At 59.2% G+C, this 15,198-nt stretch carries 12 protein-coding genes; 7 read left to right on the top strand and 5 right to left on the bottom strand.

Annotated features, from left to right (window positions below; all coding sequences use genetic code 11):
* Window positions 1-13: 13 nt before the first annotated feature.
* The gene (locus BLO50_RS19370; RefSeq protein WP_090255924.1) at window positions 14-2,512 is read right to left on the bottom strand and encodes an ABC transporter permease; all 2,499 of its coding nucleotides are present in this window, start codon (window positions 2,510-2,512) and stop codon (window positions 14-16) included.
* A complete protein-coding gene (locus BLO50_RS19365) occupies window positions 2,512-3,195 on the bottom strand; it encodes an ABC transporter ATP-binding protein (protein ID WP_090255923.1) in 684 nt (227 codons plus the stop codon). Before BLO50_RS19365 ends, BLO50_RS19370 begins: the two co-directional genes overlap by 1 nt.
* A gap of 10 nt (window positions 3,196-3,205) precedes the next feature.
* Between BLO50_RS19365 and BLO50_RS19360 the strand changes: the two genes are divergently transcribed.
* From BLO50_RS19360 to BLO50_RS19350, 3 genes are all read left to right on the top strand, one after another.
* The gene (locus BLO50_RS19360; protein ID WP_090255922.1) at window positions 3,206-3,811 is read left to right on the top strand and encodes an arylesterase; all 606 of its coding nucleotides are present in this window, start codon (window positions 3,206-3,208) and stop codon (window positions 3,809-3,811) included.
* A 58-nt stretch (window positions 3,812-3,869) separates the two neighbouring features.
* Entirely contained in the window at window positions 3,870-4,151 is a 282-nt protein-coding gene (locus tag BLO50_RS19355; RefSeq protein WP_090255921.1) for a hypothetical protein, read from the top strand.
* A gap of 75 nt (window positions 4,152-4,226) precedes the next feature.
* Window positions 4,227-5,180 carry a L,D-transpeptidase family protein gene (locus BLO50_RS19350; RefSeq protein ID WP_090255920.1) on the top strand — a complete coding sequence of 318 codons (954 nt, stop codon included), beginning with the start codon at window positions 4,227-4,229 and terminating at the stop codon, window positions 5,178-5,180.
* A gap of 136 nt (window positions 5,181-5,316) precedes the next feature.
* Here the strand turns inward: BLO50_RS19350 and oprI are convergent, their stop codons facing one another.
* A complete protein-coding gene (gene oprI, locus BLO50_RS19345) occupies window positions 5,317-5,568 on the bottom strand; it encodes an outer membrane lipoprotei OprI (RefSeq protein WP_090242095.1) in 252 nt (83 codons plus the stop codon).
* A gap of 521 nt (window positions 5,569-6,089) precedes the next feature.
* On the opposite strand from oprI, the gene BLO50_RS19340 reads away from it, so the two are divergent.
* A complete protein-coding gene (locus BLO50_RS19340; RefSeq protein ID WP_090255919.1) occupies window positions 6,090-6,371 on the top strand; it encodes a GNAT family N-acetyltransferase in 282 nt (93 codons plus the stop codon).
* 66 nt (window positions 6,372-6,437) lie between these two features.
* Here BLO50_RS19340 and BLO50_RS19335 read toward each other — a convergent pair whose 3' ends face one another.
* Window positions 6,438-7,172: a phosphoadenylyl-sulfate reductase gene (locus BLO50_RS19335; protein ID WP_090255918.1), complete on the bottom strand. Its 735-nt coding sequence runs from the start codon at window positions 7,170-7,172 to the stop codon at window positions 6,438-6,440.
* 189 nt (window positions 7,173-7,361) lie between these two features.
* Here BLO50_RS19335 and thrH point away from each other — a divergent pair, with 189 nt between their 5' ends.
* Window positions 7,362-7,979 (top strand): bifunctional phosphoserine phosphatase/homoserine phosphotransferase ThrH, encoded by a 618-nt coding sequence (thrH, locus tag BLO50_RS19330; protein WP_090255917.1) that lies wholly within the window; start codon window positions 7,362-7,364, stop codon window positions 7,977-7,979.
* Window positions 7,980-8,109: 130 nt separating this feature from the next.
* Here thrH and pabB read toward each other — a convergent pair whose 3' ends face one another.
* The gene (pabB, locus tag BLO50_RS19325; RefSeq protein WP_090255916.1) at window positions 8,110-9,459 is read right to left on the bottom strand and encodes an aminodeoxychorismate synthase component I; all 1,350 of its coding nucleotides are present in this window, start codon (window positions 9,457-9,459) and stop codon (window positions 8,110-8,112) included.
* 163 nt (window positions 9,460-9,622) lie between these two features.
* Between pabB and BLO50_RS19320 the strand changes: the two genes are divergently transcribed.
* Both BLO50_RS19320 and BLO50_RS19315 read left to right on the top strand, forming a co-directional pair.
* On the top strand, window positions 9,623-12,337 hold the full coding sequence (locus BLO50_RS19320; protein ID WP_169852855.1) for a winged helix-turn-helix domain-containing protein: 2,715 nt from the start codon (window positions 9,623-9,625) through the stop codon (window positions 12,335-12,337).
* Entirely contained in the window at window positions 12,334-15,057 is a 2,724-nt protein-coding gene (locus BLO50_RS19315; RefSeq protein ID WP_090255915.1) for a winged helix-turn-helix domain-containing protein, read from the top strand. Before BLO50_RS19320 ends, BLO50_RS19315 begins: the two co-directional genes overlap by 4 nt.
* Window positions 15,058-15,198: the final 141 nt, after the last annotated feature.

Below are 15,198 nucleotides of genomic sequence, written 5' to 3'. Positions count from 1 at the left end.
GTGCGCGAGTCTATCAGCCCTCGCGCAGCACCGTCAGCGGGCTGATGTTTAGCGCCCTGCGCGTACCGAGAACGCCAGCCGTGCCCACCAGCAGCGCGCCAATCAACGGCAGCAACAGCAACCAGGGGTGCGGTTGCCAGGTGAGGTCAAAGGCAAAGCGATAGAGCAGAAAGCTGATCAGCTCACAGCCAAAAGCCGCCAGCAGGCCGCTGGATGCGCCAAGCAGACCGAATTCAGCGCGGCGCGCCTTGATCAACAGTTTGCGTTCGGCGCCCAGCGCGCGCAGCAGAGCGCCCTGGCGGATGCGTTCATCCAGGGTGGCTTGCAGCCCGGCGAACAGTACAGCAAGGCCGGCCGCCAGCACGAACAGTAGGACAAACTCGATGGCCAGGGTGACCTGGGCGAGAATGCTGCGCAGTTGTTCCAGCAGCGCCTCGACCTGCAGCAAGGTCACGGCCGGGAAGGCACGCGACAGCTCAACCAGTTGCTTTTCGTACTGCGGCGGCAGGTAGAAACTGGTCAAGTAGGTGACCGGTAGATCCTGCAGGGTGCCGGGCTGGAAGATCATATAGAAGTTGGGCTGGAAGTTATTCCAGTCCACTTCACGCAGGCTGCTGACCACCGCATCTCGGTTAAGGCCGCCGACGCTGAAGCTCAAGCGGTCACCGAGTTTCAGTTGCAGGCTTTCGGCCAGTTCGGACTCCACCGATACGCCCGGCAATTCGCTGGTATTGGCATCCGTCCACCAGTTACCAGCGATCAAGTTGTTATCCGCTGGCAAATCCTCGGCCCATGTCAGGCTTAGGTCGCGGCGAATCGCGCGCTCGCCCTGGGATTCCTTGCTGACGATCTGTCGTACCGGCTCGCCATTGATCATCACCAGTCGACCGGGCACCACGGGGAACAATGGTGCGGGGTGCGGTGATAGTTCATTAAGGCGAGCGGCGAAGGCGTACTTGTCTGCCGGTAGGATATTCAGGGCGAAGTGGTTAGGCGCATTTTCGGGCAGCTGATCTTGCCAGGTGTCGAGCAGTTCGCCACGCAGCAAGGCGATCAGCGCCATTGCCAGAATGATCAGGCCGAAAGCCAGCGACTGTCCGGCTGCAGCAAGTGGGTGACGCAGCAATTGGCCCAGGCCCAGCCGCCAGGGCAGTGACGCGCCGGCCAGCATGCGGCGCAGGCTCTGCAGGCCGAGCAACAGCAGGCCACCGAGCAGCAGCGCGGTAACCAGGCCTCCACCGAGCAGCGCGAAAGTCAGCTGCAGGTCGAGGCTCAAGCGCCACATGATCAAGCCGAGTGCCAGCAAGGCTGCGCCATATACCAGCCAGGAGCTGGCCGGCACCGGCAACAAATCGCGGCGCAGAACGCGCAACGGCGGCACACGGCCGAGTGCGGCCAGTGGCGGCAAGGCGAAGCCTGCGAGGGCGACCAGCCCGGTGGCCATACCAGCCAGCGCGGGCCACAGGCCGCCTGGAGGGATCTGTGCCGGCAGCAAATCCTGCAGCAGGTTGAACAGCGCCAGCTGCGCCAGCCAGCCCAGCAATGCGCCGATCAGGCTGGCGGTAATCCCCAGCAGTGCCAATTGCAGGCTGAACAGGCCGAGTGCCTGGTTCCGGGATAGGCCCAGGCAGCGCAGCAGTGCGCTGGCATCGAAACGCCTGGCGGCAAAGCGTGCTGCCGAAAGGGCAACGGCCACCCCGGCCAGTAGCACGGCGGCCAGGCTGGCGAGGTTCAGATAGCGTTCGGCGCGGCCTAGGGCGCTGCCGACCTGGCGATTGCCATCTTTGGCATCTTCTAGGCGCTGGTTGGGGGCGAGGGTGATGCCCTGGCGATACTGCGCCAACGCGTCTGCTTCGCCGCGCCATAGCTCCTGATAGCGTACGCGGCTGCCCGGTTGTACCACGCCGGTGGCGGCCAGGTCGTCCAGGTGCATCAGCAGATGCGGGGTCAGGCTGTAAAAGTCACCGGCTTCATCCGGGAGAAAGGTCAGTACACGGGTCAGACGCAGGGTTTTGGCGCCGACTTCAACGCTGTCGCCGGGTTTGAGATTGAGGGCAACAAACAGACGGGCCTCGGCCCAGGCTTCACCGGGCTGCGGGCCGGTGCCGATTTGTTCAGCGTCATACAGCGCGGCGGCACTCTTCAGTTCGCCCCGCAGCGGGTAAGCGCTGTCCGCTGCTTTGATGCTGGCCAGCTGGATACCCGCATCGCTGGCCACCACGCTGGAGAATTCCACCAGCTGGGCATGCTCCAGCCCCAATTGTTTACCCGTGCTGATTTGCTCGGGTGCGCTGGGCGAGCTGCCAGTCAGGCGCAGGTCGGCAGCGAGAAATTCAGTCGCGCGCAGCAGCATGCCGTCGTTCAGGCGTGCGCTGAAATAACCGATGGCCGTGCTGGCGGCGACGGCGATCAGCAAGGCGAAAAACAACACACGCAGCTCGCCGGCGCGGGCATCGCGCAGCAACTGACGGCTAGCGAGAGAAAGCAGGCGGGTAAATGGCAGCTGTTTCATCAAGGTTCCACGTGGTCGACCAGGTGACCGCCTTCTAGGCGGATCAGGCGTTGGCAGCGGTGCGCCAGGCGTTCGTCATGGGTGACCAGTACCAGGGTCGCACCGCGCTCCTGGTTCAGTTCGAACAGCAGGTCGCTGATGCGCTCGCCGGTGTGGCTGTCGAGGTTACCGGTGGGCTCGTCGGCAAACAGTACCGCGGGCTCGGCGGCAAAGGCGCGGGCGATGGCTACACGTTGCTGTTCACCGCCGGAGAGCTGGCGTGGGTAGTGAGTCAGGCGTTGGCCCAGGCCGACACGGTCCAGCAGGGTGCGGGCGCGCTGGCGGGCATCGGTATGGCCCTCAAGCTCCAGCGGTAGCATGACGTTTTCCAGGGCATTCAAACTGTCGAGCAACTGGAAGGACTGAAAGACGAAACCGACGTGCTCAGCGCGAACGCGCGCACGCTGATCTTCATCGAGACTGGCCAGGTTGTTACCGGCCAGCACCACGCTGCCACTACTGGGCAGATCGAGACCAGCGAGCAGGCCGAGCAGGGTAGATTTACCCGAACCGGAGCTGCCGACAATCGCCAGGCTGCCACCGGAAACCAGCTCCAGCGACAGATCATGGAGTATGGTTAGCTCGCCTTCCGTGCTGGGGACCACTTTGCTAAGGTTTCGCGCGGTGAGAATACTTGAGCTCATGGAGAATCCAATGCGTAAGTGGTTGATCGGTACTGCCCTGAGCCTGCTGCTGTGGGGGCCTGCGGCGTTCGCGGGTACCGTGCTGGTCGTCGGCGATAGTATCAGCGCGGCTTTTGGCCTGGATACCCGCGAGGGATGGGTCGCTTTGTTGGAAAAACGCCTGGCCGAAGAGGGTTTTGCCCACCAAGTAGTCAATGCGTCGATCAGCGGCGACACCAGCGCAGGCGGCGCCGCACGGCTGCCCGCGCTGCTTACAGAGCATCAGCCGGAGCTGGTGATTATCGAGTTGGGAGGCAATGATGGCCTGCGTGGCCAGCCCCCGGCGCAATTGCAACAAAACCTTGCGGCCATGGTACAGGCATCGCAGCAGAAGGGCGCCAAGGTGCTGATCCTTGGCATGCAGCTACCGCCCAATTACGGTGTGCGCTACATCACTGCGTTCGCTGAGGTGTTCCCCAAGGTGGCGCAGGCGCATGACGCTGCCCTGGTGCCTTTCGTGCTGGAGGGCGTAGGTGGTGTGCCTTCGCTGATGCAAAACGACGGCATTCACCCCACTGCTGAGGCACAACCCAAGCTGCTGGAAAACGTCTGGCCGACCCTTAAACCTTTGCTCTGACGGGCTTTTCTGTACCGTGCCTTTCGGCTAATGTGGCGGCCCCGCACTGGAGCCCTCAATGCCGCGTCCTGCCTGGTCCTTGCATGCCTACCAACTGATCGAGCCCGACGAGCAGCTTGACCTGTTCGCCTGCCGAGAAGTGCGTGTGCACCTGCTGGCGCGTCAGCTTGAGTTAGGTGAGTTTGCCGACCGCACGTTATGCGGCGGTTTGCTGCCCGCGCAACCCGTATGGCGTGATCTGGATAAGACGATGCTGCGCGACAAACGCTTGTGCCCGGCATGCCGGGCCACACTTGAGGCGCAGAAACGCGGTGATCGTCCAGCATTGCCGGTTCGCTGAGCTATCCAAGCAGTTGATCAATCGGTGTACAATCGGTATCAACTTTTACCAACCTTTTTCGTCAGGAATTTCCGGATGTTGTCGCGTGCCTTTACCGTCACTCGTTGCCTGCCGCTTGCCGCTGTATTTGCGGTAGCGTCTGCTAATGCTCTTGAGTTTCCTCTGCCGCCGCCTGGTGAGGATATCGTTGGCGAAGTGCAGGTAATCCAAGCCAAATATGAGGACACCTTTGCCGACTTGGGTGTGGCAAATGATTTGGGTTATTTGGAAATGGTTGTTGCCAATCCGGGTGTTGACCCCTGGCTGCCGGGCGCTGGCAACGAGATTATTTTGCCGACGCGTTACATTCTGCCGCCTGGCCCGCGTGAAGGTATTGTGATCAACCTCGCCGAGTACCGTCTGTACTACTACCCGAAAGGTCGTAACGTGGTTTACACCTATCCACTGGGTATTGGTCGCGAGGGCTGGAGTTCGCCGGTTGCCAATGCGCGCATCACGGCCAAGACGCCAAACCCGGGCTGGACACCGCCTAAATCGATCCGTGAAGAGCATGCTGCCGATGGCGATCCGTTGCCTGCTTACGTGCCGCCAGGTCCGGATAACCCGCTGGGTCCATACAAGATGGGCTTGTCGGTGCCGGGTTACCTGATTCACGGTTCAAACAAGAAGTTTGGTATTGGCATGCGTGTCAGTCATGGCTGCTTCCGCATGCTCAACCACAACGTCTTGAAGCTGGCGTCGATGGTGTCTGTGGGCACGTCGGTGCGCATCATCAACGAGCCATACAAGTTCGGTCGCAGTGGCGGTAAGGTCTACCTGGAAGCCCATGCTCCGCTAGATGATTCGGGCGATGCTTCGGTTGTTGATAAGCACACGGCCGTCATCAATGCGCTGCTGAAAAATGATCAGTTCGCCGACCTGCGTCTGGACTGGGAAATGCTGCGCGAAGTGGTAGCTGCTGAAGATGGCTTGCCGGTTGAAATTGCTCAGCCTGATCAGGCCATGGTGACGACTGAGCCGGCTATCTGACTTCAGCTTGTCCAAAAGCCCGTTATGCGTAATCGCTGACGGGTTTTTTATTGCCTATAAAACGGTAGTCATTTTTGCTGGGCAATAAAAAAGCCGACCCAGAAACTGGGTCGGCTTGTCATAGCCTTGTGAGCTATTACTTGCGGCTGGCTTTTTCCAGCATACGCAGAGCGCGCTCATTGGCTTCGTCAGCAGTTTGCTGAGCCTTCTGAGCAGCAGCCATAGCGTCATCAGCCTTACGGTAGGCTTCGTCGGCACGGGCTTGAGCGCGAGCGGCTGCATCTTCAGTTGCAGTCAGACGAGCTTCAGTTTCTTTGGACATGCTGCTGCAACCGGTAGCCAGAACTGCGGCCAATGCCAGAGCAGAGAATTTCAGAACGTTGTTCATCGTGTTCCCCTTGAGGTGGAGTTTTTCCATAAAAGCAATTTCCTAATGGTAGGAAATTAGCCGGCGTACATACTACCTGTAACTTGTAGTAAGTAAACGGAGGCAAGGCAAGCCGCCAGAGTTTTTTTCTGCTTTATGCATAGCTGGCCACTTATTTGACATGTTTTGGTTAAAAAACAATCAGTTCCGAGGCCTCTTGCAGTCATACGGGAAGCACTGAGGTCAGGCTACAGTCGCGTTGATCACTCTAGGGGCTTGGAGATGATGCCGTAAGTTATCTGATGATGAATCATCCGAAGGATGCCGTGTCTACAAACGTTGCCGACGCCGACATAGACATCGTTCGGATTGCTTGTGTGCCGAAATGACGCGAGGTGCGATCTAAGTTATTGATTCACGTGACCTCGCAGGTTTTTGCCTGATAAGCTCGTGAGTATTGCCTACAACTTAATTGGTGCAGATGCTGCACCACATGACTGTAGGGGCGAAAGCGGGTTGCGCGTTTTAACAGAGGAGTTGCAATGAGCGAGGCGTTGTCCATTCACCATGACCTGGCAGGCCATCAATTCGAGACCACAGTGGATGGTGATCGGGCATACCTGGCTTATATGGACCTTGGGAAGCAAACCCTGGATATCTATCGCACCTTTGTGCCCAATTCGTTACGTGGGCGCGGGATCGCGGCTGCGTTGACCGAGCATGCGCTGCAGTATGCCGAGCTGCTGGGGTATACGGTGATTCCTTCATGTTCCTACGTCGAACGTTACATGGTTCGCCGCCAGCGTCATGCGGATAAAAGCTGATTAATACGCACACGAAAAGGCCAGTCATTGACTGGCCTTTTTTATATCTGTCTTTCGTCTTTGCAATCAGATTTTGGCGATTAGATTTCCAGCGTGCAGGCCACATTCTTTCTGTGTTGCTTCTTCCCACCACCAGCGGCCTTCGCGCTCATGCTGGTTAGGCAGCACCGGGCGCGTGCAAGGCTCGCAACCGATGCTGATAAAGCCGCGTTCGTGCAGGCTGTTGTAGGGCAGTTCGAGCATGCGGATATAGGCCCAGATGTCTTCGCTGCTCATCTGCGCCAACGGGTTGAACTTGAATAGGGTGTTATCTGCTGTAGAAAAGGCACCGTCAATTTCCACTACAGCAACCTGGCTGCGCGTGCCGGGGCTCTGGTCACGGCGCTGACCTGTGGCCCAGGCTTTTACCGTGGCAAGCTTGCGGCGTAGCGGGGCAGTTTTGCGGATGCCGCAGCATTCACCATGGCCGTCCTTATAGAAGCTGAAAAGGCCCTTTTCCTTGACGAAAGGCTCCAGCGCGGCGGCCTCCGGCGAGAGTATGTCGATGCTGATGTTGTAGTGCTCGCGCACCTGATCGATAAAACGGTAAGTCTCCGGATGCAGGCGGCCGGTGTCGAGGCTGAAGACTTTTACGTTCTTGTTGAGTTTCCAGGCCATGTCGACCAGCACCACATCTTCTGCACCGCTGAAAGACAGCCAGAGTTCATCGCCAAAGTGTTCAAAGGCGAGTTTGAGAATGTCTTGAGGCGACTTATTGGCGTAGCTCGCCGCCAGCTCGGCTGCATCGAAGGGTTGGCTCATCGGCTGAATTCCTAGTTATGGTGACGTCGCGCGTCTTTGTTTGGCGATGGTAGCAAAAGCTGGTTATACGACTAAATAACCAAGTGCCGTAGTAGACCTTTTATTTGGGTATAAAGCTCTGCGTTGCAGAGCTTTAGGGGAGCGGCTAGAGTGCCGCCTTCTCAAATAAATCCAAGCTAGGAGTGTCCTGTGGAAATCGCGTGTCTCGACCTGGAAGGCGTGTTGGTCCCGGAAATCTGGATCGCCTTCGCGGAAAAAACTGGCATCGAATCGCTGAAGGCGACCACCCGGGATATTCCGGACTATGACGTGCTGATGAAGCAGCGCCTGCGCATCTTGGACGAACATGGCTTGAAGCTGTCTGACATTCAAGAGGTGATCGCCACACTAAAGCCTCTGGATGGCGCGGTGGAGTTTGTCGACTGGTTGCGTGAACGCTTTCAGGTGGTGATTCTCTCGGACACCTTCTACGAGTTTTCCCAGCCCCTGATGCGTCAGCTGGGTTTCCCGACTCTGCTGTGCCACAAGCTGATCACCGATGAAACGGATCGGGTAGTGGATTACCAACTGCGCCAGAAGGACCCCAAGCGTCAGTCGGTCCTCGCCTTCAAGAGCCTCTACTATCGCGTGATCGCGGCGGGTGACTCGTATAACGACACCACCATGCTTAGTGAAGCCCACGCAGGTATCCTGTTCCATGCGCCGGACAACGTGATTCGCGAATTCCCGCAGTTCCCTGCAGTACACACCTATGAAGACCTCAAGCGTGAGTTCATCAAGGCGTCCAATCGCGAGCTGAGCCTGTAATCAGCTCTCTATTGAAAAGCCCGCATTTGCGGGCTTTTTTGTGGCCTGCCATCCATGGCGGCCCCCTTTCGGGTCGTCGCTGGGCGATGTCAAAAACTTCTCCCGGAAGTTTTTGTGCCTGCCGTCCAGTTCAGTCGCAGAACTGCTCTAGTGTCTCCAGCAGCACTCTGACCTTGGTAATCGATTCCTGGTATTCGGCCTGGCCGTTTGAGTCGGCGACGATGCCACCGCCACCCCAGCAGCTGATCTGTCCGTCCTTGGCCAGCAGGCTGCGAATGGCGATTGAGCTATCCATTTCGCCGCGGACATCCAGATACAGCAGCGAGCCGCAATACAGGGCGCGGCGAGTGTGCTCCAGTTCATCGATGATCTGCATAGCACGGATCTTTGGCGCGCCAGTAATCGAGCCGCCGGGGAAACTGCCGGCGATCAAGTCCAGGGCATCTTTATCCGCTGCCAGCTCGCCGGTCACGGCGCTGACCAAGTGATGCACATTGGGGTAGCTTTCCAGAGCGAAGAGTTCAGGTACCCGCACCGAGCCGACGGTGCAGCTGCGGCCCAGGTCATTACGCAGCAAGTCGACAATCATTAGGTTTTCCGCCCGGTCCTTACTACTGCCCAGCAGGGCGTCGGCCTGCGCTTTATCCCGCTCTGCATCGGTATGGCGAGGACGGGTGCCTTTGATCGGTCGCGTTTCCACCTGGCCTTCGCTGATGCGCAGAAAGCGTTCAGGCGACAGGCTGATGATGGCGCCGCCGTCTGGCAACGTCTGATAACCCGAGAAGGGTGTCGGGCAGGCGGCGCGCAAGGCTTGGTAGGCGGTCCACGGCGAGCCTTGATAGCCCGCGCGGAAGCGTTGCGCATAATTCACTTGATAACAGTCACCGGCCTGAATATAGGCCTGAATCCGCGCAAAACATTGCAGGTACTCGGCTTCGCTGATATCCGACTGAAAATGCTCCAACAGCCTGAAAGGTTGCGGCTCGGGCGTTGTCGATGTTGCGAATAGCTCACTCAGACGTTGGCGTTCGGCCGTGTCCAAGCTTGGGTGAAACATCAGCTGGCTGCGCTGTTGTTGGTGATCGGTTATCAGGGCCCAGGCGTAGAGGCCAAAACGGGCATCGGCCAGATTGAGGTCATCGAGAGCCTGGGCCGGCAGCTGTTCAAGTCTGCGGCCGAAGTCGTAACTCAGGTATCCAATCAATCCGCCGACGAACGGAAGCGGATTATCTGCCGGTGCTTGGCACTCGCCGAGACTGGCAAGGCTCTGGCGTAGGCGTTGCAGGAAAGCGTTGGCCGTTTCGTCAGGTGCTGGTGCCAGCTCTGCCAATGGCCAGGCGCTGATAAGGTCATAGCGTCCACGCTGCGCGGTTGGGCGTCCGGCATCCAGTAAGACGGCACCGGGTGCATGCATGACGCTGCTGAAGTAACGCGAAGGGTCTGCGAGGTAGGGCAGAGCCTGTACAAGGCAAGTAGGCATATGACACTTTCAAGGTGCGCGGACGCCGATTGTAGAACGTCGCCAACATTCATCCTAGAGCTTGCGCGTGGGTTTACTCGGGATGCTTGTGCTCATTAGTATGGAACTGTCCCCGGATGTTCGATGTGACTCATAAAACAATAATTACTACGGGATCAAGGCCATGGATGAAGTAATGGATCCTGCCGCTGGGAGCCTCTTGCGTGCCAAGCTGATGCCACCTCAGGCGTCTGCTGATTATCTGGTCAGGCCGCAGCTGGAATCGGCGCTGTCTGGCAATCCCCATGCGCGTGTGCTGCTATTGGCTGCCCCGGCTGGCTTCGGTAAAACCAGCGCACTGGTTGCGTTAGCCCAGGCGCGGGCACACAGCGGTCAGGCTGTTGCCTGGTTGTCGCTTGGCCCTGGTGACGATGAGCCTTCTCGTTTTCTGCTGCAGCTGATCGAAGCGCTTTCGTGTCTGTTACCAGGCTTTGGTGCAGAAGCTTTGGCTTACCTGCAGAACACCGTGCGTGTTCCGGTATCTGCGGTGATGGAAAGTCTGCTGGTGGACCTGGCGCAGCTGGAAACCCCGCTGCTGCTGGTGCTCGATGATCTGCACCTGATTCAGGACACCGAGTTGCTAAACGCACTTAATCGCCTGATCAAATTTGCCCCTGAAAGTTTTACTCTGGCCATCGGTAGCCGCTCGCAGCCGGCACTTAACCTGGCCACCCTGCGCGCCAAGGATTTGCTGGTGGAGATCGGTGAGCAGGAACTGCGCTTGAGCAAGGCGGAAACCCGCGATTACTTGCAGCGCTGCGGTTTGCAGCTGGATGCCGTGGCGTTTTCGGCGCTTTACAGCCAGACCGAAGGTTGGATGGTGGGCGTGCACTTGGCCAGCCTCTGGCTGCGTCATCAACCCCAGGCCGCTGCACAGATTGCCGACATGGGCACGGATCAGGTCGCTGTGGGTGCGTACCTGCTGCGCAGCGTGTTCGAGCAGTTGCCCGCCGACAAACAGGAACTCCTGCTGGCTCTGGGTGTGGCGCAGCAGCTTAGTGGTGACCTGGCTAATGCCCTGACCGGGCGGCATGACGGCCAGCAGTTGCTGGAAGAACTGGAGGCCATGCAGCTGTTCCTCCTACCGCTGGACCGCGAAAGGCAGTGGTATCGCTTTCATAATCTGTTTGCCGAATTCCTGCGCAGCCGCCTGAAAGAGCGCGACCCGGAGCGTTTCAAGCAGCTGCATTTCAACGCCAGCCTGTGGTTCACCAACCACCATATGCAGAACCTGGCCATTGAGCATGCGTGCCTCGCCGAAGACCCGGAAATGCTCGCGGCGTTGGTCGATGGTTGCGGCCTGGAGTTGATCAACCGCGGCCAGCTCAACCTGATCTACAAATGGCGTCAGCACGTACCGGATGAGATTGCCGAGCGCTTTCCCGTGCTGGTACTCGCCGATGTCTGGACCCGTGCCGCCGAGCTGGGGCTGGTGGAAGCCAACCGCATGCTCGATGAGCTGCTGGAGCGTTGGACGGAAGCCAAGCAGGGCGCGCCGCTGAGCGACAAGTTGTTGGCAACCCTGGCGATCAAGTCGGTTATCGCCTTGCAGAAGGATGACTTGCAGACCTGTATTGCCCTGGCGCGGCGGGTTGAAGTGCAGCTGGGCCAGCACACCGCCTTTCTTGAAGTGGCGATGCTGATCGTCGGTGCGCTGGCCAATGTGATGATCGGCCAGCCGGACCAGGCCAAACGTTTGCTGGCTCTGGCGCAGCAGCGCAATCACTTCCTCGAAGGGCGCTATCTGGATATGCAGTTGGCCAACGTCGAGGTGCTGCTGAGTCTGGAGCAGGGGCAGATCCGTCAGGCCGAGCTGCTGTTCGCCCAGTTGCGCGCGCGGGTAATACCCTGGTTTTCCGATCGATCGCGGGCATTGGCGCTGCCGACCATCACCGAAGCCCTGATTGCCTACAACCAAGGACGCCTGGACGGTATTGAGGAGCGCCTGCGCTGGGCGCTGGCCACGGTTGATGTGATCAATCCGATCGATCTATATGCCCAGGGCATGTTGTGCATGGCCCATGTGCAGCGCATGCAGGATAACCCCAAGGAGGCCTATGCCAGCCTGGTGCTGATGCAGAACCTGGCCGCGCGCAACCAGTCCTGGCGTTTCTATGCCCAAGCGGTTGCCGATGAGGTGGTGCAGATTCTTCAGGAGCCTGCAGCGGACCGCCTCAAGCGCGCCGAGCAACGCCTCAAAACGGTGGACTGGAGCAAGCTTGCAGATCATTACCAGCACATGCGTTTTAACCCCGTGCTGTGGGTGCGCGGGCTGACCCGCATTCGCCTGCAGCAGGCGCGCGGCCATTACAGCGAAGCGCTGCATGAAATCACTCAGCTGCGCGGCATGTTGTTGGATAACTGGCACGGCTTGCATCGCTTGCGACTCGATTTGCTGGCGGCGCTGAGTTATCAGCGTTTGGGTTACCAGGAGCGTGCGCAAAGTTTGCTGGTGCAATGTTTGATTGGTGCCGAGCGCGAAGGGGTGCGTAGCTTGTTTGTCGAGGAGGGCGAAGCTATTCGCTTGTTGCTGCAGCAGCTGGAAGCCGCCGAACGCCAGCCAGCGCTACAGGGGTTTATCCGTGGTTTGCTGGCTATCTGGCCGGGCAACAGTGCGCGGCAATCGCAGGAAGTACTCGAAGAGGGGCTGACCGAGCGCGAGCGTGAGGTGGTCTGCCTGGCGGCTCAGGGCATGTCGAATGACGAGATCGGCCAGCAACTTTCATTAGCTCTCGGCACAGTCAAATGGCACCTGCACAACATTTACGAAAAGCTCAAGGTGCGTAACCGCACACAAGCCATCCGCCGCGCGCGTGAACTGAGTCTTCTTGATCAATGAATAGCCAATCGAAACCCCGTCCGGGCAAGTTACCGTTACTGCGCACCAAGTTGTTTCCTGCTGAGTCCGCCGGCCGCCCGTTGTTGGCCCGCGATGCCTTGCTCGACCGGTTATTCAAGGCGCGCGAGCAGCGTCTGATTCTACTCAGCGCGCCGGCGGGCTTTGGCAAGAGCACGGTGCTGAGTCAGTTTCGTCTGCGCTTGCTGGAGACTGGCGCGCGGGTCGCCTGGTTGTCCTGCGATGAGGCCGACAGCGAGCCACAACGTTTGCTGCATTACCTGATCGCGTCCATTGAGGCGCAACTGCCGGGCTTTGGTGCAAGCACCGCACGACTGTTGCGTGACGACCTGAGTGTGCCGAATGAGCTGCTGATGGATTCGTTTATCGGCGACCTGAAAAAGGTCCAAGGCGATCTGTACTTGATCTTTGATGACTTTCATCGCGTGCGGCATGTCGATCTGGGACCGCTGGTCAATTACTTCGTCAAGCAGGTGCCGGCCAATGTGCGGATGATCGGTAGCACGCGCTACAAACCGCGTTTTCTCGATGAGCAGCCGGTTATTTCGCCCTGGGCGCTGTGGATCAAGGCAGACGAGCTGCGGCTGACTCGAGGCGAGACGGAAGCCTATTTTCATGAGCTTAAGCAGCTGCAGCTGAGCAGTGCCGAGCTGGACTTGCTACACCGGCGTACCGAAGGGTGGATTACGGCCTTGCACCTGGTGGCGCTGGCACTGGCGCGGCAGCCCGAGCGCGCTGCATTTCTCTCAGGGCTGTCAGGCACTGAGCGCAATATCGCTGATTACTTGGCTGAGGACGTGCTTGATCATCTGCCGCAGGATCAGCAGCTGTTTCTCGATCAGACTTCGGTGCTGGATGAGTTCAATGCCGAGTTGTGCAACGCCCTGACCGGTCGCACGGATGGCGCGCAAATGCTCAAGCGCCTGCAAACGGCCCAGCTGTTTATCATCGCGCTGGACGAGCAGGGCGAGTGGTTTCGCTATCACCACTTGTTTGCCGAATTTCTTCAGGGCCGCCTCAGCCGTGCGGGTGATCCAACCCATCTGCTGCATGCCGCCGCTCGTTGGTGTGAAAGCCATGAACTGACCGATAAATCGGTCAAATACGCCCTGCGCGCGCGGGATTACGCATTTGCCGCTGAGTTGCTGGAACGCCAGGGCGCGACGCTGATTGCGGGTAATCAGGTGTACGGCATCCTAGCGATCCTCAAGGATGTGCCCTCGGAGGTCATCCGTGAACATCCGGTGTTCCAGATTTTCTACGCCTGGCAGCTGGCCTTCGAGCAGAAGTACGCCGAGGCCGAAGCGTTAATCGAAGAGGTCAGCACGCGCCTGATGCAGGGGCGTGGCAAGCCGATGCACTTTGGTCTGGCAGTGCTGCTGGCCGTGGCGCAAGTGCTCAAGGCGCTGGTGCTGCTGTATCAGGACAAGCTGGAGGGCGCGCTGAAAGTGGCGCGGCACTGGCTGGCCTTGGTGCCCGATAATCAGCCGATTTTCCGCGCCAGCATGTCCTGCATTCAGGCCGCGGCCTACGCGCTGCTGGGCGAATTCGGTGAGGCGGCCAAATCGATTGCGGTGGCGCGTGACAACCTGGAGCAGGCCGATAGCGAATACCTGCATGCGGTGGTCAGCCTGATTGAGGCACTGATTTGCAAGGAAATGGGCCAGCCCGAGCGCGGCCGCGTCTTGGCTGAAAGTGCGCGCGCGCGGGTCGAGCAGGTATTTGGTCGGCGCAGTCGGGTCGGCGGACCGTTGGCCCTGGCTTATGCGGATTTGCTGTATGAGCAGGATCGGCATGCGGCGATTCTCGCTGAGCTGCCGTTGGCAACCACCTGGCGCGATGTAGCCACGCCGGTTGAGCTGATCAGTCGCGGCAAACTGGTGATGGCCAAGGCGCGGTTCTTTGCTGGCGAGGGTGAGTCGGCCCTGGCTGAGCTGGACGAATGGTTGGCCGGTTTGCATGGTCCTGGGTATGAGCGCGTCTATGCCCTGGGCATGAGCTGCAAGGTGCAGTTTCTACTGTGGCTGCGTAAGCCCAATGAGGCCGAGCGCACCTGCCTGCAGCTGCAGCGCCATCTGGCGGTATTGCCGCCGGGTCGGTATGCCGATGCGGAAACTGTGCAGGTGTTGTCGGAGGCGCGGCTGGCCCTGTGCGAGCGACGTGCTGACAAGGCGCAAGCCATACTCGAAGCCTGCCTGGCCAAACAGACGGCCGAGCATCAGCGTGATCGGCGCTTGCGTCTTTCCTTGTTACTTTCTGTGGCGTACTGGCGCAAAGGTAACAGCGACAAGGCCTTTGCCTTGCTCAAAACCACGCTAGAGGATGCCTGGGCCAGCGGTTACCGGCGCATGTTTCTGGATGACGCACTCTGGTTACTACCGCTCTGGGACGCTTGGCACAGTGCGGAATCCAAGCGAGCCAGCGCCTGGCAAGGACTGGCTGAACAGCTGCGCGAGCAATGCCGTCGGTTGTCTATAGACCTAGAAACTTTCGATGAAAATCAAGATGTTAGCCATCGAGAGCGGGAGATTTTGCGCTTTGTCGCGGCTGGTTTGTCGAACCGTGATATCGCCCAGGCGGTGCATTTGTCTGAGGCCACCATCAAATGGCACCTGCACAACCTGTTCGCCAAGCTGGGTGTGCGCAGCCGCACGCAAGCGGTTTTGAAGGGCAAGAGCCTGGGGTTGTTGAGCGAGGCCTGAGGATTGGCTGCCGGATTTGCGCCAGATGGGCGCTCCATCCCTTGGATGGGCTGGCAGCCAGGGCCTGCACCAGTAGTTTTAACGTCAGGACGAGAAGCATGGTGCTTCACGATTCCAAGCCTGACGCGAATAGGGAAGCAG

It is taken from the genome of Pseudomonas peli, from assembly GCF_900099645.1.
GTDB classification, from domain to species: domain Bacteria; phylum Pseudomonadota; class Gammaproteobacteria; order Pseudomonadales; family Pseudomonadaceae; genus Aquipseudomonas; species Aquipseudomonas peli.
Note: the sequence above shows the minus strand (reverse complement) of the source record. Positions and strands in the feature narration are given on the sequence as shown.

Bases quoted from the DNA above. Each gene is read 5' to 3' on its own strand.
- BLO50_RS19370 (WP_090255924.1), bottom strand. From the start codon at position 2,512: ATGAAACAGCTGCCATTTACCCGCCTGCTTTCTCTCGCTAGCCGTCAG.
- BLO50_RS19365 (WP_090255923.1), bottom strand. From the start codon at position 3,195: ATGAGCTCAAGTATTCTCACCGCGCGAAACCTTAGCAAAGTGGTCCCC.
- BLO50_RS19360 (WP_090255922.1), top strand. From the start codon at position 3,206: ATGCGTAAGTGGTTGATCGGTACTGCCCTGAGCCTGCTGCTGTGGGGG.
- BLO50_RS19355 (WP_090255921.1), top strand. From the start codon at position 3,870: ATGCCGCGTCCTGCCTGGTCCTTGCATGCCTACCAACTGATCGAGCCC.
- BLO50_RS19350 (WP_090255920.1), top strand. From the start codon at position 4,227: ATGTTGTCGCGTGCCTTTACCGTCACTCGTTGCCTGCCGCTTGCCGCT.
- oprI (WP_090242095.1), bottom strand. From the start codon at position 5,568: ATGAACAACGTTCTGAAATTCTCTGCTCTGGCATTGGCCGCAGTTCTG.
- BLO50_RS19340 (WP_090255919.1), top strand. From the start codon at position 6,090: ATGAGCGAGGCGTTGTCCATTCACCATGACCTGGCAGGCCATCAATTC.
- BLO50_RS19335 (WP_090255918.1), bottom strand. From the start codon at position 7,172: ATGAGCCAACCCTTCGATGCAGCCGAGCTGGCGGCGAGCTACGCCAAT.
- pabB (WP_090255916.1), bottom strand. From the start codon at position 9,459: ATGCCTACTTGCCTTGTACAGGCTCTGCCCTACCTCGCAGACCCTTCG.
- BLO50_RS19320 (WP_169852855.1), top strand. From the start codon at position 9,623: ATGGATGAAGTAATGGATCCTGCCGCTGGGAGCCTCTTGCGTGCCAAG.
- BLO50_RS19315 (WP_090255915.1), top strand. From the start codon at position 12,334: ATGAATAGCCAATCGAAACCCCGTCCGGGCAAGTTACCGTTACTGCGC.